The organism is Nonomuraea turcica (genome assembly GCF_030718205.1).
Lineage (GTDB): Bacteria > Actinomycetota > Actinomycetes > Streptosporangiales > Streptosporangiaceae > Nonomuraea.
In genome coordinates this window covers 205,828-227,628 of record NZ_JAUZQF010000007.1, presented here as the reverse complement: position 1 = coordinate 227,628, position 21,801 = coordinate 205,828, and the positions used below count along the sequence as shown (strand labels likewise).

Sequence of the window (21,801 nt, the reverse complement as noted above, 5' to 3'; positions counted from 1 at the left end):
ATATGTCGCGCATGCTGCGGTTATATCCCAGGATGAAGGGTTAAGTCCGGATTGTCGAGAATGCTCTACCAACTGAGCGCCACGACTTTCCCCAGGTCACGGTAGGATCGCCCGGCACCGGCGGGCAACCATACCGGGGTCAGGCGAACACGTCCTGCTGATAGCGGCCGGCCGCTTCCAGGCCGGCCAGCCACGCCGCGCCGTCCTCCCCCATCCGCGCCCCGTAGATGTCCAGCAGGGCCTGCCGCACGGCGGGCGCCATGCGCAGGCCGTCGCCGCAGACGTACACGTGAGCGCCCTGCTCCAGCAGCTCCCACAGCTCATCGGCATGCGCGGCGACAGCGTCCTGGACGAACCGATACTGATGCCCAGGAACGGCCGAGAACGCGGTGTGCACCCGCACCTCGTCCCGCTCCGCCCAGGCCGAGAGCTCGTCCCCATACAGCAGGTCATGCTCGGGGTGACGGCACCCGGCGAACACCTCCGCCCGCCCGGTGGCACCCGCCAGCGCGCGTTCTTCAAGGAAGCCGCGCAGCGGCGCGAACCCCGTGCCGGGGCCGACGAGGATCACGGGCGTGGCGGGGTCGCCGGGAAGCCGGAACGGCGGGGCAGGCACGCGGACGTAGCCGTAGAAGACCTCGCCTTCCTTCAGGCCGGCGAGGTAGGCCGAGCACATGCCCTGGTACGTGCCGGCGCCGGACCAGGCGGGACCCTCGACGAGCCCGACCGTGAGCCGCACCAGCGACGGGTCGGCCAGCGGCGACGACGAAACGGAGTAGTAGCGCGGCTTGATCGGCCCGGCCATCTCCAGGAACACCGGCAGCGGCAGCTCGATCGCGGGGAAACGCTCCAGCAGCGCCAGCGGGGAGACCCGCTTGGCGAGGATCTCATCGGCGTAGGTCGCGGTCAGCTCGGCCAGCTGACCGCGCGTCCACGGGCAGGCGGTGTGCGCGGCCAGCGCCTCCAGGTCGCCCCGCGTGGCCACCTCCTGCAGCTCGGCGAACTCGGTCAGCAGCAGTCCGGCCGTCACCGGCGTGTCCACCGGCAGGTGCGTGGCTCCGGCGGCACGCAGCCGCACGACCTGCTCCCTGGGGACCCGCAGGCAACGCAGCGCCCATTCGACCAGCTCGGGGTCGTTCTTGGCGAAGACGGCCACGTGGTCGCCGGCCGCGTACGTGACACCCTCGGGCAGCCTGGCCACGAGGGAGCGCACCCCGGGCCGCGGCGCCTCGAGCGAGAAGTCCCAGAGGCCGGCCGGGTCGCCGGTCAGCTCCTCGTTCGAGACGACGGTCAGCGGGAAGGCCCGCTCGGAGACGACGGCCGGCCGGACCTCGGCCTCGGTGAGCACCTCCATCGCGTAGCGCGGCCCCGCCGACTCGGCGCCGGCGCTGTACTCCTCGGCCAGCGCCGCCCACAGCCTGGCCGTCCACGCCGACACGTCGCCGTCGAAGTCGCCGTCGGCGTCGGCCTCGCCCCGCTCGATCAGCGGCTGCGCCCCGGCGGCCGTCAGCTTCTCGTACGCGCGCCGCGGGAACGCCTGATACGTGGGCCACTGCGTGTTCCCGCAGCCCAGCATCGCGAGCCGGACGCCGGACAGGTCGGGCAGCGCGTCCAGGGCGTCGAAGCGCTGGGCGTTGTCGGGGGCCTTGCCGTTGTAGGAGGAGGCCACCACCACCAGCAGGCCCTCGTCCGGCGGGACCAGCTCGTCGAGCGTGGTCAGCGTGGTGGCGAACCCGGCCCGCCCGGCCCGCTCGGCCAGCCGCTCGGAGATGTCGGCGCTGGTGCCGAGGTTGGAGCCGTACGCGACGGTGAGCGGCACGCCGGTGACGGCGATCTCCTGCTCCTGGGCCTCCTGCGTGGCCTCCTGGACGACGGCGGCCCGCTCGTGGGCGCGGCGCTCGCGCACCCTGAGCGTGAATCCGTCCGGCTTGAGCGTGAGCGTCTGCTTGATCTTCATGCGGTAGGCGTCCGGGTCGGACAGCGCGAAGCGGCGCAGGATCATCGCCAGCGCCAGCCTGGCCTCGGTGAGCGCGAACTGGCGGCCGATGCAGGCCCGCTCGCCGTTGCCGAACGGCTTGTACGCGGCCGGGTGGTGGTGCTGCTTGTTCTCCGGCAGCCAGCGGTCGATGTCGAACTCGCCGGGCCGCTCCCACACCCTGGGGTGGCGGTGCAGCACCGGCAGCAGCACGACGACCCCCTGGTCCTTGGGGATGGGGTAGCCGCCGAGCGTGGTGTCCTCGACCGCGCTGACGTTGAACGCCGGGATCGGCGACCAGACCCGCAGCGTCTCCTCCAGGATGCGCGCGATGACGTCGAGCTTCATCACGGTCTCGTACGAAGGCGGCTCGTCGCCCGGCAGCAGCCTGTCCACCTCCTCATAGGCGCGGGCCAGCGTGTGGGGCTCGCGCAGCAGGTTGTACAGGGCGAAGGACAGCAGGCCGCTGGTGGTCTCGTGCCCGGCGATGAGGAAGGTGAGGACCTGGTTGCGGATGTTCTCGTCGGACAACCGCGCGCCGCTCTGCGGGTCGGAGGCCTCCAGCATCAGGCCCGGGAGGTCCTTGGAGCCGGTGGCGCCCTCGGCGCGCCGTTGCTTGATCACCTCGTCGACGAGCTCCTGCATGGTGGCGATGTCGCGCCGGTAGCTCTCCTCCTGCTTGCGCTTGAGCTTGGTGACGAACGGCAGCTGCTGGTTGCGCAGCATGGCCGCGGTCAGCGCACCGCCCATGGCCTGCAGGAACGGGTGCAGCTCGGGTGAGTCGAAGGAGTTGAACCGGTAGCCGAACCCGGTCAGCGAGATCGTGTCGAGCGTGAGCCTGGTCATGTCGTCGGCGACCGGCAGGTCCTCCCCCTGGCGACCTGCCCACGACGCGACAAGCTGCTCGGCGACCTCCAGGAACTGGGGATAGTACGCCTTCATCGAGCGCTGGCTGAAGGCGGGCATCAGGATGCGGTGCGCGTGCCCCCACACAGGCTCGTCATGGTCGGCCGTGAAGAGCCCGTCGCCGCCGAAGTCGCGCACGATCGACAGCGGCGGCTTGATGCGCTTGACGAACCGGCTCTCGTCGCACGCCTCCGCGACCAGGTCGGGGTCGAAGACGAGCACGATCGTGCGCCCGGCGACCTCGAGCCGGAAGATGCCCTCCTCCTGGTATCGGGAGGCCACCTGGACGAAGTGCTCGATCGGCGCGTGTGAGGGAATCTGCAGCGTGTTGCCCAGGATGGGCAGGCCCTGTGGGGCGGGGATGCGCGACATGAGTGCTCCCTTGGAGTAGCCATACACCGTATGGCTGACGCTACCATACGGTGTATGGCAGTGAGTGCGCGCAGGGGTGAGCCCCTGACGCTTCAAGAGATCAGCTCCACGGCTCTGCGTCTGATGGACGAGGGGGGCGTGGAGGGTCTGTCCATGCGCAAGCTGGCGGCGGAGCTGGACGTCAACCCGATGTCGCTCTATCACCACGTCGAGAGCAAGGAGGCGCTGCTCGGGCTGGTCTGCCAGGGGGCCGCGCAGCGCATGCACCTGCCGCCGGACGACGGCGCGTCTTGGCAGCATCAGCTCAGGGCGCTGGCCCTCGCCTATCACCGGCACGCGCTGGAGCATCCCGCCCTGTGGACCTACGTCCACAACCATCCGGAGGTCGTCTCTGACCGGCGGATCGCGCTGTGGGAGGTGCTCTACCGGATCCTGCGGCTGGCCGGGGTCCCGGAAGAGGAGCTGATCAGGACGGGGGACGTGCTGCACGCGTTCGTCTCCGGCTTCGTGATCTTCGAGACCCACGGGCACATGGCCGACGATCCCGAGGAGATCGACCGCACCTTCGACACGGCCATCAACGTGATCGTGCGCGGCCTGGCAAGACCCGATTAGTCACCCGGCCACCACACGATCCACGCGGTGCCGTCGAGCTCGTTGAAGAAGACGAACGCGCCCCAGCGGCCGCTTTCGCCCTCCGCCAGGCAGTAGTCCGTCAGCACGCGATCCACGCCCTCCTGTCGTGGCCTGTCACCAGGGCGTCGATCAGGCGGGCCCCGGATCGACACCGTCGGGGGAAGGTCCTTGCCGCCGCAGGAGGTGAACGGTGAGGAGGGTGAGGAAGATTCAGCCGATCACGATGAGGATCCGCTGGACGATGCCCGGGTTGGTGGCGTCCTGCGTCCACAGCCGGCCGTAGACGGCGAACGACACGACCACTGTCACTCCGTGACCACCGAGTAGGCCGCGACAGGCCCGTCATCGGGAACGCCGCCTCACTGATCCACACCACCAGCCGCGGCTGTCACCCCGCCGTCAATAACCTCGCGCTCCACTCCCTGCTGGCCACCTTCGCCGCCGACAAGACCATCGTCGGCGAATCCGCCACCCGCACCGCCGTCAACGAGGTCATCGCAACGGAATGAGAGATCTCAGAAGGTGTGCTAACGGGTAATGATCTGTGTTGTAAGGTCCGGACATGTCATCATCCGGCCCTGAATTCCACGCTTCAAGGCGAAGCGTCAGACTTCATCCCTTGGCTCTCTTGCTGATCGTTGTCCTGGCCGCGCTCCTCGGCGGCTACGTGGCCTACCAGCTGCCCGTGGGAAGCAAGCCCCTGACCTACTCGTACGGCACGGCCACGCTCCTAGAAGATGGAACTGGGGGCTTTCAAGCCGATGATGGAACAATGGCTCTCTTGCTTCCTCAAACCACGTGGACGCGGCAAGACGGGAAGACGATTGAAAGCCCATCACCCGACTGCCTTCAACGTGGAGGTTCCAGTGTTCGAGTTGAAGCAGGTTACCTCTGGATGAAAATGCCGAATGGAGGCTCGAAACCCGTTGTCGGCCACTTGATATGTCGGTGACAGCCTCACGAAATACGTGCGGAATGATCAGCGTCGCACCCGCCGCAACGACCGCAACCCAACCGGCGGCCAGGTGACACTCGCGGTCATCATCACACACCATCACCTCATCCTTCGCCAAGCCGCGTATCAAGCCGCCAACCCGCACACCAAGATCCCGTCAGCCTCATGCTGCCGGGAGCTTCTCAATCACTCCCTCATCCTGAATGACGCGTTCGTCCTCAACTTGAGTGTCCGCGGAGTCCGTCCAGTGATCGGTTCTGTCTCTCTTTCGGCGGACCCTGGAATCCGTGCCAGCAGACAACCCCCGTAGCAGGGACGAAACGGGGCGCGGAGGCTTCGGGCAGCGGAGTGCCCAACATGGTCGAGGGGAGACCCATCACTCCTCACCTGGCGGGGCGGGCGTCACCCGCGCAAGCGGAGAAACCGGTCGTGAGACCGCACCCCGCATCTTCGTCCTCGCCTGCGGGCACGCCGCTGGACCCGTGCCCGTCCCGCTAGGCGGGGCGTTTCGTGTCCGGACTAGGCTGAAGTACCCGTGGAGGAGGTCGGATGACCGCTTTGCCGGACAGTGGGTGGTTGGTTGCCCATCCGCCACCACGGCCTGTCAGGCATTTCGCCGTGCTGTCCGCCGATGACAAGCTCCACCGTCGATGACCGGCTCAAGCTGCCCGAGACGGGGAGCGGATGGAGTTGATCGACGGGAGTATCGTCCTGAGTCCCATGCCCGCATGCGATCACGCGCTCTGCGCTGGGCGGTTGGTGCGCATCCTGGACGCGGCACGGGTTGATTTCGAGGTGATCGAGAAAGGCAACCTCATCGTCGGAGAAGACGGGTTGTAAGCTCAACCGACACCACGATTACGTGATCAAGCCGCCCAAATACGCTGCAGCAGGCATCCCCGTCTCCTTCGACCCGGCCTGGCTCGCCCGCCCCGGCGGCGTTAGCGGCGTGGTGGGTCGATGCGGGCGCCGTCCGGCGTGAAGATCATGATGCGAGAGAGGTCGACGGCGACCTTGGAGGCGTCGCCGGCCCGCCAGACCGGCCGGTTGCCCAGGCGGACGATCAGGTCAGAGCGGCGGTGGATGCCGCTGTTCGGGTTCTGGCCCACCCGCTCCTGCTCCTGAGGCTCCTCCTTCGGAGGCGAGAACATCCGCCGCATCAGCCCCGATAGCTTGCCCGAGCCGTTCTTGACGCCGTTGACCCGCACTCTCGGATCCGGCGGCTCGGGCACCGGGACGGCGGGCATGCCGCACTCCAGATACGCCAGCCACTCGTGCCCGTGGTACTCCAGTGCCCGCACCCGCCCGAAGAACGCCGGCCCCTCGTACGTCTCCGGCACCGGCGCCAGCCCGTCGGGCCGCAGCCCCACCAGCACGTGGCCGCCCGTGTGCTGCGAGATGGCGTACGCCCGCGGATCGCTCCACGGGATCGTCAGCCGGTGTGGGCCGAAGTCGAGCAGGACGTACTGGTTCTGCGGCGTCCTGACCGCGGCCGCTAACAGGTTCAACTGCTGCGAGTTGAGGAACGCCGCCACGAATGCCGTGGCTGGATCGTTGTAAATTTGGGCCGGAGTGCCCACGTCCTGCAAGACGCCGCGATTCAAAATGGCGATCCTGTCGGCCAGCGTGAGCGCCTCCACCTGGTCGTGCGTCACGTAGATGGTGGTGACGCCGAGCGACCTGACCAGCGCGGAGATCTCCATGCGCAACTCGGTGCGCATGCCGGCGTCGAGGTTCGACAGCGGCTCGTCCATGAGGAACAGCTTGGGCTGGCGCACGATCGCCCGGCCCATCGCGACCCGCTGGCGCTGGCCGCCGGAGAGTGTGCCCGGGCGGCGGTCCAGCGTCTCGTCGATGTGCAACGCCTTCGACAGTTCCTTGACCCGCTCACGCACCATCGCCGGGTCCGACTTGGCGATCTCCAAGGGGAATGCGATGTTCCCGCGCACGGTCCGGTGCGGGTACAGGGCGCCGTTCTGGAACACCATGGCGACGTCGCGGTCGCGTGGCGCCAGGTGGTTGGCCATCTGGCCGTCCAGCCAGAGCTCGCCTTGGGTGATCTCCTCCAAGCCCGCGATCATCCTGAGCAACGTGGACTTGCCGCATCCTGAAGGGCCCAGGAGGACGAGGAACTCGCCATCCTCGGCACGCAGGCTGAGCCGGTCGACTGCGAGGTAGTCGCCCGGGTACACCTTGGTCACTTTGTCGAGAACGACCGAGCTCATGGGGCCCACACCTTGCGCACGTGTCACCTGTGACGGGGCTGATTGAAGAGGTAGTACATCGCGCCTTAACGCCGCATGTCCACCCTTGACATAAAGAATCTCCTTCTAGGGCTTATTGGACAGGGGTTTTGGCCGTCCATAGACCGAAATTTCCGTATTGGGGGTGGATGGAAGGAGTTGCGTAAAGTTGCGGAAACCGCTTTCATGGGTGAAACATTCGGGGGTGACCATGACAGCGTGGTGGCGGAACGCCGTGATCTACCAGGTCTACGTGCGTAGCTTCGCCGACGGAGACGGCGACGGCGTCGGTGACCTGATCGGCATTCGCGATCGCCTGCCGTACCTGGCCGGGCTGGGCGTGGACGCCGTCTGGCTGACGCCCTTCTACCGCTCGCCGATGGCCGACTTCGGCTACGACGTGTCCGACTACCGCGACGTCGACCCCCTGTTCGGCACCCTGGCCGACGCCAAGGCGCTCATCGACGAGGCGCACCAGCAGGGGCTGCGGGTGATCGTGGACATCGTCCCCAACCACACCTCCGCCGCGCATCCCTGGTTCCAGCAGGCGTTGCGCGGCGAGCGGCGGGATCGCTACATCTTCCGCGACCGGCCGAACGACTGGGAGTCGATCTTCGGCGGCCCGGCCTGGACCCAGGTGGAGGACGGGCAGTGGTATCTCCACCTGTTCGACCCCGCCCAGCCGGACCTCAACTGGGACGACCACGAGGTGCGCGGCGAGTTCGAGTCGATCCTGCGTTTCTGGCTCGACCTGGGCGTGGACGGCTTCCGGGTTGACGTGGCGCACGGCATGGTCAAGCCGGCCGGCCTGCCCGACATCGGCAAGGGAAACCAGGCCAGGATGGTCGGCAGGGAGCCCGTGCCGTTCTTCGATAACGACGGCGTGCACGAGATCCACCGCGCCTGGCGCCGCGTGCTCGACTCCTATCCCGGCGAGCGGATCGGCGTGGCCGAGGCGTGGGCGCCCACGCCCGAGCGGCTGGCCATGTACGTCCGCCCGGACGAGCTGCACCAGGCGTTCAACTTCCACTACCTGTTCGCGCCGTGGGACGCCGCCGAGCTGCGCGAGGTGATCGACTCCTCGCTGGCCACCGCCGCGTCCGTGGGCGCGCCGACCACCTGGGTGTTGTCCAACCACGACGTCAAGCGGCACGTCACCCGCTACGGCGGCCTGGACAGGGCCCGCGCGGCCGCGTTGCTGACCCTCGCACTGCCCGGCTCGGCCTACGTCTACCAGGGCGACGAGCTGGGCCTGCCCGAGGTGCTCGACCTGCCGCCCGAGGTGTGCCTCGACCCGCAGCGGCTGCGCGACCCCGACAGCGGCCGCGACGGCTGCCGGGTGCCGCTGCCCTGGACGCGCCGAGACCCGGAGGCCGGGTGGGCGAACCCGTGGCTGCCGATTCCGGCGGAGTGGGCCGAGCTGAGCGTGGAGGCCCAGGAGGGCGCCCCCGGCTCGACGCTCGAGCTCTATCGGGCCGCGCTGCGGCTGCGGCGTTCCTTCGACGGGGACCTGACCTGGCACGACTCTCCCGAGGGCACGCTGGTCTTCTCCCGGGGCGATCTGGTGTGCGCCGTCAACCTCACGGGGACACCCGTGGACTTCGGTCTCGACGGCGAGGTGCTGCTGGCCTCGAATGAGCCTGGAGCAGCGGATTCGGCGGTCTGGTTGAAAGTAAAGTGTGGCCTATGAATGGTCACGCTCGCCTTGCCGACATCGCTGCCCAGGCCGGGGTGAGTGAGGCCACGGTCAGCCGGGTGCTCAACGGCAAACCCGGGGTCTCCGCGGGCACCCGCCAGGCGGTGATGACCGCGCTCGACCTCATGGGCTACGAGCGCCCGCCCCGGCTGCGGCAGCGCAGCAACGGACTGGTCGGCCTGGTGACGCCCGAGCTGGACAATCCGATCTTCCCGGCGTTCGCGCAGGCCATCGAGAAGGCGCTGACCCAGCACGGCTACACGCCCGTGTTGTGCACGCAGCTGCCCGGCGGCGCGCCCGAGGACGAGTTCACCGAGCTGCTCGTGGATCGCGGGGTGAGCGGCATCGTCTTCATGTCGGGCCTGCACGCCGACACGACCGCGCGGATGGACCGCTACACCCGCCTGGTCGACCGCGGGCTGCCGATCGTGCTGGTCGACGGCTACAGCGAGCACATCGACGCGCCCTTCATCTCGCCCGACGACCGCATGGCCGTGCGGCTGTCCGTGCAGCACCTCGTCGACCTCGGTCACGAGCGCATCGGGCTGGCGCTGGGGCCGCGCAGGTTCGTGCCGGTGATCAGGAAGATCGAGGGCTTCAAGCAGGTCATGGCGCACCTGCTCGGCACGGCCGACGTGGACGACCTGATCGCGCACTCGCTGTTCTCGGTCGAGGGAGGGCAGGCGGCCGCCGCCCAGCTGCTCACCCGCGGCTGCACCGGCATCGTGTGCGCCAGCGACCTGATGGCGCTCGGCGCGATCCGGGCCTGCAGGGAGAAGGGGCTGTCGGTGCCGGGGGAGGTGTCCGTGGTCGGGTTCGACGACTCGCCGCTGATCGCGTTCACCGACCCGCCGCTGACCACCGTGCGCAAGCCGATCGGCGCCATGGCCTCGGCGGCCGTGCAGACGCTGCTCGAGGAGGTCAACGGCGCGCCCGCCAAGCACGTCGAGCTGATCTTCCAGCCGGAGCTGGTGGTCCGCGGCTCCACCGGCTCCGGTCCGCTGGTCAACCGGTGACCGGCGTATGGCGACCGAGCCCGCCTCACGGGGTGAGGCAATGAACACGGACATCCTGGTCCTCGGCGGTGCCGGGGTCGACACGACCGTCTACGTGCCCGAGCTGCCGCTGCCGTACAAGGACACCTACCAGGTGCCGCCGGTCGTCGACAGGATCGGCAACACCGGCGCCGGGGTGGCGCTCGGCTGCCACGCGCTCGGGCTGGACGTCGCGTTCGCCGACCTGATCGGCGATGACCCGCAGGGCGCGCTGATCCGCCACGCGCTGCGCGACCTCTACTGCTCCTGGGGACCGGCCGAGGCGGGCACGCGCAGGAGCGTGCTGCTCGTAGGTCCCGACGGCCGCCGCACCTCCTTCTACGACGCCAAGGTCACGCCCGGCGAGCGCCTGCCCAGGCAGCTGTACGCGGACGTCCGGGCCAGGCACGTCCACGTGTCGATCATGGACTTCTGCCGCCACGTCTACCCCGACCTGGACGGCGTGCCGATCTCCACGGACCTGCACGACTGGGACGGCGTCAACACCTACCACAAGGACTTCGCCTACCGTTCCGACCTGGTGTTCCTGTCGGCAGCCGCGCTCAAGGACCCGGCCGTCGTGATGGGCGACGTGCTCGCCCGCGGCCGCGCCCGCACGGTCGTGTGCACGCTCGGCGCGGACGGCTGCCTGGTGCTGACCCGCGAGGCCGGACTGCGGGCCTTCCCCGCCGCCCCGCTTCCCGGGCCGGTGGCCGACAGCAACGGCGCGGGCGACGCGTTCGTCTCCGGCTTCCTGTACGGCACGCTGCGCGGCAGGCCGCTGGAGGAGTGCGTCAGGCTGGGCTCGATCGCCGGGGCACACGCGTGCACGGCCGCCGGCACCCACGAGTCCCCGATCACGGAGTCCCTCCTCCTGAGCCGGTCCGCCGCCGCTTGACGCCGGCCGGCCCGTCGTGGTCCAGCTCCCGCCAGGCTCGGCCGGCGAACGGCGGGATGGACGCCAGCACGTAGACCGCGGTGAACGCGTACAGGGTGGCCGTCAGACCGGTCAGCTCCGTGAGCGAGCCCGCCAGAAGCCCGCCGAACGGCATGCCCGCGTAGGCGGCGGCCGTCATGGTGCCGAGCACCCGCGCCCGCAGGCGGGCCGGGATCCGGTCATACTGCAGCACGCCGAGAATGGGATTGATCGCGCCCGCGGCGAGGCCGGACAGCGCGGTGACGCCGAGGGCGACGGGCAGCGGGGCGCCAAGGGCCAGGATCAGCACCCGAGGCACTCCGGCGATCAGGAAGCACGCCCCGAAGGTCAGCCTCTGGGGTAATCGCTCGCCGGCGGCGCCGTACACGACGGTCCCGGCCAGCGCGCCCGCGCCGACCGCGCCCGCGAGCAGGCCGAACGCGCGGGGATCGTGGGCCACGTCCCGGGCGTACAGCGCCAGCAGGACCTGCGTCACGCCCGTGTCGAGCATGTTGACGACCACGACCATCGTGGTCGCGCTCATCTGCAGCCGGTCCCGCCACAGGAACGCCACCCCGTCGCGCAGATCGCTCAGATAGCCGCCCTGTCCCGCGCCGCCTTCCGATCGCGGGACCCCGCCGCCGATCAGAGCCGCGGACAGCAGGAACGTGACCCCGTCGACGACCAGCAACGCACTGGCCCCGAGCCAGACGATCAGCACGCCGGCGAGCGGCGCGCCCACCATCGCCGCGCCCCGGTAGACGCCGTCGTACGCCGCCACCGCCCGTTCGATGCGCACAGGCCCGAGCGCCGCCAGGTCGGGAACCATGGCCTTGCGTGCCGTCTCCCCGGGCGTGGCCAGCAGCCAGCGTACGAAGAGCAACCCCAGCAGCGCCGGATACGACAGCCCCGTCGTCCACGACAGCACCGGCATGGCCAGGACGACGAGCCCGCTCGCCAGGTCGGACGACACGCTCGCGCCGCGCAGTCCCAGCCGGTCCACCAGGGTCCCGCCGAACGCGGCCGAGATGACGATGGGGAACGTGGTCGAGAACGCCGCCAGCCCCGTGAGCGCGGCGCTCCCCGTGCTCTCCAGCACGAACCACGGCACGGCCAGCAGGGAGAGCATGGTCCCGGTGACGGAGAGTGCGTTGGCGGCCAGCAAGGTGATGAATGGACGCCTCACGCTCGATCCCCCCGGCGCCCCCCGGCCCACGGTTTCCGCTTCAGCGTTCCCCACGGGCGCCATGCGGTCAAGGGAGTCTCTCGCCGCAGGACAAACGTGATTTGATACAACTATTGGGACGCATGATCCATTGAATTTCCGAGGAGTCCGTTCGTGAGCGTTGTGGTGTGCGGTGAGGCGATGCTGCTGATGCTGGCCGAGCCGGGCATTCCGCTCGAGCGGGCCACCGCCTTCCGCCGCTCGATCGCGGGCGCCGAGTCGAACGTGGCCGCCGGCCTGGCCAGGCTGGGCCACCAGGTGCGCTGGCTCGGGCGGGTGGGCGCGGACCCGGCGGGCGCGTCGGTGCTGGCCATGCTCCGCGCCGACGGCATCGACACGCGCCACGCCGTCGTGGACCCGCACGCCCCCACCGGGCTGCTGCTGCGCGACAGCCACCCGTCCAGGGCGATCGACGTCCAGTACTACCGCGCCGGCTCGGCCGCCTCCCGGCTGGCGCCCGGCGAGCTGGCGCCCGAGATGGTGGTCGGCGCCCGGCTCGTCCACGTCACCGGCATCACGCCGATGTTGTCGGACTCGGCGCACCTCGCCACGCTCAGGCTGCTCGACCTGGCCAGGGACGCGGGCGCCACGATCTCCTTCGACCCGAACGTCCGGCTCAAGCTCGGCCCGCCCGAGCGGTGGCGGGAGCGGGTCGCGCCGCTCATGGGCCGCGCCGACGTCGTGTTCGCCGGTGAGGACGAGCTGGAGCTGCTCCAGGTAGACCCGGCGGGGCTGCCCGGGCTCGCCGTGGTCAAGCACCGCGACAAGTCGGCCGGCTGCGCCGGCCTGCGTCAGGAGGCGTTCCCGGTGCCCGTGACCGACCCCGTGGGGGCGGGGGACGCGTTCGCCGCCGGGTTCCTGTCGGGGATGCTGCGCGGAATGCCGTACGAGACCTGCCTGCGCGAGGGGGCGGCCGTGGCGGCGCTCGTGGTGCAGTGCGCCAACGACACCGACGGGCTGCCCGACCGGACGGGCCTGGACCGTGCGCTGGCCGCGTTCACCACGGCGGGAGAGACCGTGCACCGTTAGGACGCGTTCACCACGGCGGGAGAGACCGTGCACCGTTAGGACGCGTTCACCACGGCGGGAGAGACCGTGCACCGTTGGCGCGGGTTCGCCGAGGTGGGAAGAGCGCTCGCCGCCGGCGCCGGACCGTAGACCATGAGAAGGGAAATCATGTTCCGCTGGGAGATCGTCCAGGCCGTCACCGAGCAGCGGGTGTTCGGGATCGTCAGGGCCGCTGGGCCCGGGGAGGCGGTGGCCGCCGCCGAGGCCGTGCTGGACGCCGGGCTGCGGGCCGTGGAGGTGGCGCTCACCACGCCGCGCGCCCTCACCGCCGTCGCCCGGCTCACCGAGCAGCGGCCCGAGGCGCTCGTCGGCGCGGGCACCGTGCTCGACGCCGCCGCGGCCCGCGCCGCCGTGGAATCCGGCGCGCGCTTCCTGGTCTCGCCCAACCTGCATCCCGAGGTGATCCGCGCCGGCCACCGCTACGGTGTGCCGGTCTTCCCCGGCGTGGCCACCCCGACCGAGATCGTCCGTGCTCTGGAGGAAGGCGCGGACGCGGTGAAGATCTTCCCGGCGTCCGCGGTGTCACCGTCCTGGCTGCGCGACGTACGGGCCGCGCTGCCCCAGGTTCCCGCCATCCCCACGGGCGGCGTCACCCTCGACAACGCGCCGGAGTGGATCGCGGCCGGCGCCGTGGCCTGCGGCATGGGCTCCGCGCTCACCTCCGGCGGCGCCGAAGCCGCCGGCCGGCGCGTCACTGCCCTGCTGGCCAGGCTCGCCCAGGCGGGGGTCAGGAATCCAGGTTGACCCTGGCCCCCGCGCTCAGCCCGGAGTCGTGCACCTCCAGGCCCGTGGGCTGCAGGTTCTTCGGCAACTCGAACACCAGCGTGCCGGTGAACGCGCCGCCTGCCTCGATGCGGATCGGCGTGATCTCCTTGCCGCTCTTGTCGAGCAGCTTGGTGCCGCCGTGCGGCATGTCGTCCTCGTCGATCAGCTTCTGCTGGCCCGGGTAGAGCACCCTGGCCTCGTGGCCGATGTTGTTGACCTTCACCCCGATCTGGCAGGTACGCGTCGTCGCGGCCTTGGCGGGCTTGGGGCACTTCGTGCTCGTCACCGCGAACCTCAGCTTGCCATCCTCCACCGGGCCGTCCGCGCCGGCCGGAGTTTCGCGGAATAACCAGGCCAGCGCGGCTAGCAGCAGCACCAGCAGCACGGCCGCGATGACCAGGGCGGTGAGGCAGCCCGCGAACACGCCTCGCTTCGGGCGGGCGGGCCGGTAGCCGGGCAACGGCCCCTGGCCCGTCGTGGCGTGGTGGGGGAGCGGCCCTCGCCCGCCCGGCCGCGGCATGCTCCGCTCGGGATGCCGGGCCTGCCCACCCCGCCCGTGCGTCTGCGGTCCCCGCCCGGTTCCGGGGAGTGGCCCAGTGCGCTCGGCGTGTGGCGGCTGGGGTCCTACGCCCGGCACGGGCCCGGTCCGCTCGGCGTGTGGCGGTTGGGGCATTGCGCCTGGTACGGGTCCGGTGCGCTCGGCGTGCGGCGGCTGGGGCATTGCGCCCGGTACGGGTCCGGTGCGCTCGGCGTGCGGCGGCTGGGGCACTGCGCCCGGTACGGGCCCGGTCCGGTCGGCGTGCGGCGGCTGCGGTCCCCGGCCGGTGCCCGGCGTCGGCCCCGTGCGCTCGGCCGGCGACGGTTGCGGCCCGCGGGAGGTCACCGGCGTGGGACCGGTGCGCTCGGCCGGAGGCCCCTGAGGGTTGCGCGCTTCAGGATGCGGTGCGGCCTGCGGGGCGCGGCTGTCGTGATGCGGTGGCGCCTGCACGGAACGGGCGTCCGGGTGAAGCGGCGGCTGCGGACCACGACCGGCGCCGTCCGGGCGCGGGCCGGCAGAGTCCGGGTGGGGCACGCGGGCGTCCGGGTGCGGTCCGGCAGCGTCGGGGCGTGGCGCGCGGGCGTCCGGGTGCGGCGGGCGGGCGTCCGGGTGCGGCGCGAACTCCGACGGATTCCACGCGTTCGTCAGATGCTTGGTCGCGGCCAGCTGCGCCGCCGGCTCGTCGGCCGCCTCCACCAGCTCCAGCAGCAGCTGCCGCGCCGTAGGCCGGCGCGCCGGGTCGGGGTGGATGGCCGCCGCCACCAACCGGTCCAGCGGCGTGGGCAACCCCCGCAGATCGGGCGGCGCCGTACGGGCCCGGGCCGCCATCACGTAGGCGTCCCCCTCGCCGAACGGGTGCCCGCCCAGCCCCGCGTACGCGATCAGCGACCCCCACGCGAACACGTCTCCCGCCGGGCTGGTCCGCCCCTCGAAGACCTGCTCGGGAGCGATCCATCCGGGTGTGCCCATGACCATGCCGGCGTTCGTGTGCCGGGAGTCGACATGCGTCGACCGGGCCAGCCCGAAGTCGATCACCCGCGGCCCGGCCAGCGTCAGCATGACGTTGGCCGGTTTGAGATCGCGGTGCACCAGCCCCGCCGCGTGGATGGCGGTCAGCGCGGCCGCCACGCCGACGGCGGCCGCGTGCAGCACGGACGGCGACAGCGCCCCGTGCTCGATCAGGTGATCTTCCAGCGAGATGCCGTCGATGTATTCGGTGACGAGGTAGAGCACGCCCCGGTCCTCGCCGTGGTCGAGCACCCGCGCCGTGCAGAACGAGGCCACCTTGCGCGCGTTGGACACCTCTTCATGGAAACGCGCACGGTAGACCGGGTCGGCGGTGAAGTCTCTGCGGATCGCTTTGAGCGCCACCCGCGGCCCATCGGCGGACTTGGCGAGGTAGACCACCCCCATGCCGCCGGAGCCGAGACGGCTGACCAGCTCATAGGGGCCGATCGCCGGCGGGTCTTCCGGCTCCAGCGGAGTGCCTGCGGAGCGCCCCAATGTCGCCGTCCTCTCGCCGTCGTCATCGCGTCTCAACGCGAACCGTTCCTCCCCCCGGCCCCTAACCCCGAACCGTCCGCCGCCCGGCATCCCGTTTGTACCCCAGACTCTAACGGAGGACGGGCCTCTACGTCGGCCACTGGCCTTGACCAGGCACCCCTCAGGGCTGAGCGGGTCCGCGGCGGGCCGGGCGCATCCTCACCCGCAGCCGCGAGACGTTGAGCGTGTACGGGAGCGGCCGGTGCGGCGAGAGCAGCCGCCCGACCGGCTTGGGGCGGGCGGCCCGCAGCATGCCGCCCAGGAAGGCCGTGCCGACCGCGAGCGTCAGCTGCACGCCGTCGCAGCCCGGCCGGGCCCACCATTCGCCCGCCGCGGTGCCGTCGAGCCAGATCTCGGGCGCGAACGTGTTCGCGTACGGCAGGCGTGCGCTGCGCTGGTGCGCGGCGAGCGGCACCAGCACGGTGGTGCCCGCGGGCACGGTGGTGCCGCACCACTCGGTGCTCACAGTGGTGACCCGGGACAGTGCGGGGACCGGCGGCCACAGGCGCAGTGCCTCGCGCAGGCAGGCCCGCAGATGCTGGGAGTCGGCGCGGGCCGCCTTGCGATGACTCGGGTGGATGGCGAGCAACGCCAGCGTCTGCATGAGGCCGGTCGCGGCGACGCCGAGCCCCATCAGCCAGAATGCGGCCTGCATGAGCCGGCGCGACTCCGCCTCGCCGGAGGTCTCGGCGATCAGGCCGGCCACGCTGCCCGGCTCGGCTCGGCGCAGGTGGTCGAGGATCCGCGCGTCGTAGCGGCCGGAGAGGATCTCCTGGCGGCGCCCCGCCTGGTGCCTGCCCAGCCGCGCCAGCAGGGTGGTGAGTTCCTGGTCGCCGGCTGCGCCGTCGCCGTACACGCAGCGCCTGGCCACGCGCTGCCAGCGGGCGTCGAGCCGCTCGTAGCCCACCACGCCGTCGGCCAGCTCCGCGGCCTCCTCGCGGGCGATCTCGATGAACGCCGGGCGCAGGACGTCCGTCGGCAGGCTCAGCCGGCGCTCGTCACGGGCCGGCGCGTAGGCGCCCCGCTCGTCCTCCAGCACACGCAGCGCGTCGCGTCGGGACAACACCAGCAGCGCCGGGCCTCTCCGTCCGCGGACCAGCACGGGGCGGCCGCCGTACCGGGATTCGAGGTCGGCCAGCAGGGGCCTGCCGCGCAGCAGGTCGCGCCCGGCTGCCACGTGTGGCGCGCCCGGGGGCACGAGGGCGGCCGCGAGGCGCAGGCTCTCCAGCGCGGTCGCCCTGGGCAGGCCCCTAGGCACCCGCGACCCGCCGCTCGACCTGCGCCTGGGCGCCTGCGGCGGGGCGGGCCGGTGACGCCTCCTGGATGGCCGTGGCGGGAAGGACATTCATGCCCCTGATGTGATCGCTGCGGCGGGGCGCCCGCAATCACGGGTTTCGGTCACTGGAACGCTTGCGGTCGCGGAGCGATGGAGCGTTCCAGTGACCGGAACGTCTACACGCCGAGAAGCGCGGCGGAGATGGCCTGGGCGGCCCCGCGCACGGCGATGCCCAGCTTGCCCAGCGGCACCGCGTGGGCGCGCGCGGCCACCCCTAGGGACATGCAGATGCGGCCGCCAGGACCGAACACTGGGGCCGCCACGCAGACCACGCCCTCCACGAACTCTTCCTGTGCGTACGCCAGGCCGTGCCGGCGCACCTGGGCCAGCTCGCGTTCCAGCCCCGCCAGGCTGATGATCGTCCGGCGCGTCATGCGCTCGAACGAGCCGCGCGCCAGCACCTCCTCACGCAGCCTCGGGTCGAACGCGAGCAACGCCTTGCCGGTCGCCGTGCAGTGCAGCGGCGCCCGGTCCAGGCCGTCGGAGGGGGAGCAGACCCGGTTGTGGCCGTAGAGCCGTTCGACGTAACGGGCCTCCAGGCCGGAGGGCACGGCCAGGTTCACCGTCTGCCGGGTGGTCTCGTACAGGTATTGCAGGTATGGCAGCACGACCCGGCGGGTACCGGGCACCCGGGCGCGGGCGAGGCCTGCCATCGTCTCCAGCAACGCGCCGGGCAGGTAGCCGTTTCCCACGCGGGTGGCCAGCTCGCGCGAGCACAGCACGCCCAGGATCCGGTGCGCGGTCGACTTGGGCAGGCCCGTGCTGCGGCACAGCTGCGCCAGGCTGACCGGTCTCGAGGCCGCGCTCAGCGCGAGGAGGATGTCGATCCCCCTCTCGAGGCTCCCCGGCTGCGACACCGGGCGATCGTCGATGAGCTGCGGTGGTTGGCTGGCCGTTTGCGTGAGCATCAATGTCCCTTCGCTCTCCGGGAGCAGGAGGGGGTCCCCGAGGCTGTGGCTTTTACATCTCTTGCCCTACCCGGCCGCCGCGCTTCCGAATACCCCTGATCAACGCGTACTGATCAGCTCCGCATACACCGACACCGCCACCTCACCAGGCGTTCTGGCTCCTATGTCCAGACCCGCCGGAACGTGCACCCGCTCACCTCCCTCCACACCCGCCAGCACCGCCGCGCCGCGCCTGCGGCTGGCGATCAGCGCCACGTACGGCACGTCCTTGGCCAGCGCGGCACGCAGCACCGGCTCCTCGCCCACGCCGTGCGAGGCGACGAGCACGGCCGCGGTGTCGTCGGCGATCGCCGCACCCGCGTCCGCCTCCACCTGGTAGCCCATCGCCCTGCCCACGGCGGCGAAGGCCCGGGCGATGGGGCTGTCGCCGTACACGTGGACCAGGACGGGCGGGAGCACCGCCTCGAGGAAGATCTCCAGCGTGCCGCCGGACAGGCAGGGCTGGCCCACCGCCACCAGGCCCTCCTCCTCGTGCGGCTCGCCGGCTTCCGGGGTGATCCGCAGCAGCGTGGTCCGTCCCGGCGGCCGGCGGAGCTCGAGCAGCCGCAGGCCCTGCGCCCGCACCGTGTCAGCGGCGCAGACGCCGCCCACGAACCCCTCGATCGTGCCGTCGGGCAGCACCAGCGCGCAGTCGCCCGCCTTCGCGCTGGTCGGCCGCTGCGCGCGCACGACGGTGGCCAGCACGTACGGCTCCCGCCCCGACCGCAGCTCCGCCACCCTCGCCTGGACGTCCAGGGCGGCCGGCGCCCGCTTGCGAGGCGCCGGCATGCCGAGGAACTCACTCATGGGATCGCCAGGTCCGTGCGAAACGGGTCGCCGTTGATGACGCGCCACACGTTCGCCGGAGTGAGCGGCATGTCCGCGTGCCGCACCCCGTACGGCTCCAGCGCGTCCACCACGGCGTTGACCACGGCCGCGGGGGAGCCCACCGTGGCCGACTCGCCCACGCCCTTGGCCCCGATCGGGTGCGTCGGCGACGGCGTCACGGTCTCGCCCAGCTCCCACGACGGGCACTCCATCGAGGTCGGCAGCAGGTAGTCCATGAACGACGCCCCCAGGTGGTTGCCGTCCTCGTCGAACGCCATCACCTGCATGAGCGCCATCCCGACCCCGTCCGCCAGCCCCCCGTGGATCTGCCCTTCGACGATCATGGGGTTGATCCGCACCCCGCAGTCGTCCACCGCCACGAACCTGCGCACCTTCACCTGCCCCGTCCCGGGGTCGACGTCCACGACGCAGATGTACGCCCCGAACGGATACGTCAGATTCGGCGGGTTGTAGACGGTCACCGCGTCCAGATGGCCCTCCACCCCCTCGGGCAGCTCCAGGTTCGAGTGCGCGGCCAGCGCGATCTCGGCCAACGACTTGCCGGAGGCCGGGTCGCCGACGACCGACCACTTGCCGTCGGCCCACTCCAGGTCGTCCGGCGCGGCCTCCAGCATGGCCGCCGCCACGATCTTGGCCCGGTCGCGCACTTTCCTGGCCACGATCGCGGTCGCCGCGCCGGAGACCGGGGTGGAGCGGGAGCCGTACGTGCCGAGGCCGAACGGCGTCTGGTCGGTGTCGCCGTGCACGACCTCCACGTCGTCGGCCGGGATGCCCAGCTCCTGCCCGACGATCTGCGCGAACGTCGTCTCATGGCCCTGGCCCTGCGACTGGCACGACACCCGCAGCACGGCCTTGCCCGTCGGGTGCACGCGCAGCTCGGCCCCGTCGGCCATGCCGAGGCCCAGGATGTCCATGTGCTTGCGCGGGCCCGCGCCCACGGCCTCGGTGAAGAAGCTGACGCCGATGCCCATCAGCTCGCCCCGGGCCCGCTTGTCGGCCTGCTCGGCGCGGAGCTTGTCGTAACCGATCATGTCCATGGCCAGGCGCAGCGCCTTGGGGTAGTCGCCGGAGTCGTACTCCCAGCCGGTGGGGGAGTGGTACGGGAACTGCTCGGGCCTGAGCAGGTTGCGCATCCGCAGGTCGGCCGGGTCCATGCTCAGCTCGTCGGCCAGGACGTCGACCATGCGCTCGACCAGGTAGACGGCCTCGGTGACGCGGAAGGAGCAGGCGTAGGCCACGCCGCCGGGGGCCTTGTTGGTGTAGACGCCGGTGACTTCGCAGTGGGCGGCCTCGATGTCGTACGAGCCGGAGAAGACGTGGAAGAACCCGGCGGGGAACTTGGTCGGCTGCGCGGTGCCGTTGAACGCGCCATGGTCGGCCAGCACCTTCACCCGGATCGCCTGGATCCTGCCGTCGCGGGTCGCGGCGATCTCGCCGTGCATGTGGTAGTCGCGGGCGAAGGCGGTGCTCATGAGGTTCTCGGAGCGGTCCTCCATCCACTTGACCGGGCGGCCGGTGACGATGGAGCCGACGATCGCACAGACATACCCGGGATAGATCCCGACTTTTCCGCCGAAGCCGCCGCCGATGTCCGGCGAGATCACCCGGATCTTGTGTTCCGGCAGCCCGGCCACCATCGCGTACAACGTGCGGTGCGCGTGCGGCGCCTGCGTCGGGCACCAGACGGTGAGCTTGCCGGTGACCTTGTCGAAGTCGGCGACCGCGCCGCAGGTCTCCAGCGGCGCGGGGTGCACGCGCGGGTAGAGCATGTCCTGCGCGACCGTCACCTCAGCCTGCTCGAAGAGCGCGTCGGTGCGGGCCCGGTCGCCGGCCTCCCAGTCGAAGATGTGGTTGTCCGTCCGGCCCTCGAGGTCGTCCCTGATCACCGGGGCGTCCTGGTCGAGGGCCTTCCTGGCGTCGATGACCGCGTCGAGGGGGTCGTACTCGACGTCGATCAGCTCCAGCGCGTCGCGTGCCGCGTAGGCGTCCTCGGCCACCACGAACGCGACCTCCTGCCCCTGGAAGCGCACCTTGTCCGTGGCCAGCACCGCCTGCGTGTCCTGCGACAGCGTGGGCATCCAGGCCAGGCCGAGCCCGGCGAGGGTCTGGCCGGTGATGACGGCCTTGACCTTCGGGTGTGCCTCGGCGGCGCTGGTGTCGATGGAGACGATCTTCGCGTGGGCGTGCGGGCTGCGCAGCACGGCGCCGTACAACATGCCCGGCAGCCGTACGTCGTCGGTGTAGTTGCCGCGCCCCCGGATGAAGCGGGCGTCCTCTTTGCGGTGCATGGGTCCGTAGCTCACTGCTGCTTCGCCTCCGTCGCGGACTCGGCGACATTCAGAGTCGCTTCAGCCGCCCACCTGATCGAACGGACGATGTTCTCGTAGCCGGTGCACCGGCACAGCTGTCCCGAGATGGCCTCGCGGATCTGGCCCTCGTCGGGGTCGGGCACGCGGTCGAGCAGCCAGCGCGCGGTCAGCAGCATGCCCGGTGTGCAGAACCCGCACTGCAGCCCGTGGCACTCCACGAACCCCTTCTGTACCGCGTCCAGCTCGCCGTCCCGCTCCAGCCCCTCCACCGTGGTCACCTCGTGGCCGTCGGCCATGACCGCCAGCACCGTGCACGACTTGACCGGCACGCCGTCCAGCTGGACCGTGCAGACACCGCAGTTGGAGGTGTCGCAGCCCCAGTGGGTGCCGGTCAGGCTCAGCTCGTCGCGCAGGAAGTGCACGAGCAGCAGCCTCGGCTCGACCTCTCTCGTGTGCGGCTGCCCGTTCACCGTCACCGTGATCCGCATC

General features: G+C 71.0%; 16 protein-coding genes. 7 read left to right on the top strand and 9 right to left on the bottom strand.

What is annotated here, in order from left to right; all coding sequences use genetic code 11:
* Positions 1-139 precede the first annotated feature (139 nt).
* Complete coding sequence (locus Q9G87_RS20105) at positions 140-3,253, bottom strand: bifunctional cytochrome P450/NADPH--P450 reductase (protein WP_305917932.1); 3,114 nt, start codon at positions 3,251-3,253, stop codon at positions 140-142.
* A 54-nt stretch (positions 3,254-3,307) separates the two neighbouring features.
* Here Q9G87_RS20105 and Q9G87_RS20100 point away from each other — a divergent pair, with 54 nt between their 5' ends.
* On the top strand, positions 3,308-3,868 hold the full coding sequence (locus tag Q9G87_RS20100) for a TetR/AcrR family transcriptional regulator (RefSeq protein WP_305917931.1): 561 nt from the start codon (positions 3,308-3,310) through the stop codon (positions 3,866-3,868).
* A 1,660-nt stretch (positions 3,869-5,528) separates the two neighbouring features.
* Positions 5,529-5,684, top strand: coding sequence for a hypothetical protein (locus Q9G87_RS20095; protein WP_305917930.1), 156 nt, complete (start codon positions 5,529-5,531; stop codon positions 5,682-5,684).
* Positions 5,685-5,785: 101 nt separating this feature from the next.
* Here the strand turns inward: Q9G87_RS20095 and Q9G87_RS20090 are convergent, their stop codons facing one another.
* On the bottom strand, positions 5,786-7,069 hold the full coding sequence (locus Q9G87_RS20090) for an ABC transporter ATP-binding protein (RefSeq protein WP_305917929.1): 1,284 nt from the start codon (positions 7,067-7,069) through the stop codon (positions 5,786-5,788).
* Between the two features lie 229 nt (positions 7,070-7,298).
* Here Q9G87_RS20090 and Q9G87_RS20085 point away from each other — a divergent pair, with 229 nt between their 5' ends.
* The 3 genes from Q9G87_RS20085 to Q9G87_RS20075 are packed head-to-tail and all read left to right on the top strand — an operon-like array spanning position 7,299 to position 10,715.
* Complete coding sequence (locus tag Q9G87_RS20085) at positions 7,299-8,777, top strand: glycoside hydrolase family 13 protein (protein ID WP_305918145.1); 1,479 nt, start codon at positions 7,299-7,301, stop codon at positions 8,775-8,777.
* The gene (locus Q9G87_RS20080) at positions 8,774-9,799 is read left to right on the top strand and encodes a LacI family DNA-binding transcriptional regulator (RefSeq protein ID WP_305917928.1); all 1,026 of its coding nucleotides are present in this window, start codon (positions 8,774-8,776) and stop codon (positions 9,797-9,799) included. Before Q9G87_RS20085 ends, Q9G87_RS20080 begins: the two co-directional genes overlap by 4 nt.
* Before the next feature lie 40 nt (positions 9,800-9,839).
* A complete protein-coding gene (locus Q9G87_RS20075; RefSeq protein WP_305917927.1) occupies positions 9,840-10,715 on the top strand; it encodes a PfkB family carbohydrate kinase in 876 nt (291 codons plus the stop codon).
* Here the strand turns inward: Q9G87_RS20075 and Q9G87_RS20070 are convergent.
* On the bottom strand, positions 10,675-11,919 hold the full coding sequence (locus tag Q9G87_RS20070; RefSeq protein ID WP_305917926.1) for an MFS transporter: 1,245 nt from the start codon (positions 11,917-11,919) through the stop codon (positions 10,675-10,677). The genes Q9G87_RS20075 and Q9G87_RS20070 overlap by 41 nt on opposite strands.
* A gap of 153 nt (positions 11,920-12,072) precedes the next feature.
* Here Q9G87_RS20070 and Q9G87_RS20065 point away from each other — a divergent pair, with 153 nt between their 5' ends.
* Positions 12,073-12,987: a sugar kinase gene (locus Q9G87_RS20065; RefSeq protein ID WP_305917925.1), complete on the top strand. Its 915-nt coding sequence runs from the start codon at positions 12,073-12,075 to the stop codon at positions 12,985-12,987.
* Between the two features lie 147 nt (positions 12,988-13,134).
* Positions 13,135-13,770: a bifunctional 4-hydroxy-2-oxoglutarate aldolase/2-dehydro-3-deoxy-phosphogluconate aldolase gene (locus tag Q9G87_RS20060; RefSeq protein WP_305917924.1), complete on the top strand. Its 636-nt coding sequence runs from the start codon at positions 13,135-13,137 to the stop codon at positions 13,768-13,770.
* Here Q9G87_RS20060 and Q9G87_RS20055 read toward each other — a convergent pair.
* From Q9G87_RS20055 to Q9G87_RS20030, 6 genes are all read right to left on the bottom strand, one after another.
* A complete protein-coding gene (locus tag Q9G87_RS20055; protein ID WP_305917923.1) occupies positions 13,754-15,868 on the bottom strand; it encodes a protein kinase domain-containing protein in 2,115 nt (704 codons plus the stop codon). The genes Q9G87_RS20060 and Q9G87_RS20055 overlap by 17 nt on opposite strands.
* 124 nt (positions 15,869-15,992) lie before the next feature.
* Positions 15,993-17,129, bottom strand: a complete 1,137-nt coding sequence (locus Q9G87_RS20050; RefSeq protein WP_305917922.1) for a cytochrome P450 — start codon at positions 17,127-17,129, stop codon at positions 15,993-15,995.
* 194 nt (positions 17,130-17,323) lie between these two features.
* Positions 17,324-18,115, bottom strand: coding sequence for an IclR family transcriptional regulator (locus Q9G87_RS20045; protein ID WP_305917921.1), 792 nt, complete (start codon positions 18,113-18,115; stop codon positions 17,324-17,326).
* Positions 18,116-18,214: 99 nt separating this feature from the next.
* On the bottom strand, positions 18,215-18,961 hold the full coding sequence (locus tag Q9G87_RS20040) for an XdhC family protein (RefSeq protein WP_305917920.1): 747 nt from the start codon (positions 18,959-18,961) through the stop codon (positions 18,215-18,217).
* A complete protein-coding gene (locus Q9G87_RS20035; RefSeq protein WP_305917919.1) occupies positions 18,958-21,306 on the bottom strand; it encodes an aerobic carbon-monoxide dehydrogenase large subunit in 2,349 nt (782 codons plus the stop codon). The genes Q9G87_RS20040 and Q9G87_RS20035 overlap by 4 nt, the downstream gene beginning before the upstream one ends.
* Positions 21,303-21,800: a (2Fe-2S)-binding protein gene (locus Q9G87_RS20030; RefSeq protein ID WP_305917918.1), complete on the bottom strand. Its 498-nt coding sequence runs from the start codon at positions 21,798-21,800 to the stop codon at positions 21,303-21,305. The genes Q9G87_RS20035 and Q9G87_RS20030 overlap by 4 nt, the downstream gene beginning before the upstream one ends.
* Position 21,801: the final 1 nt, after the last annotated feature.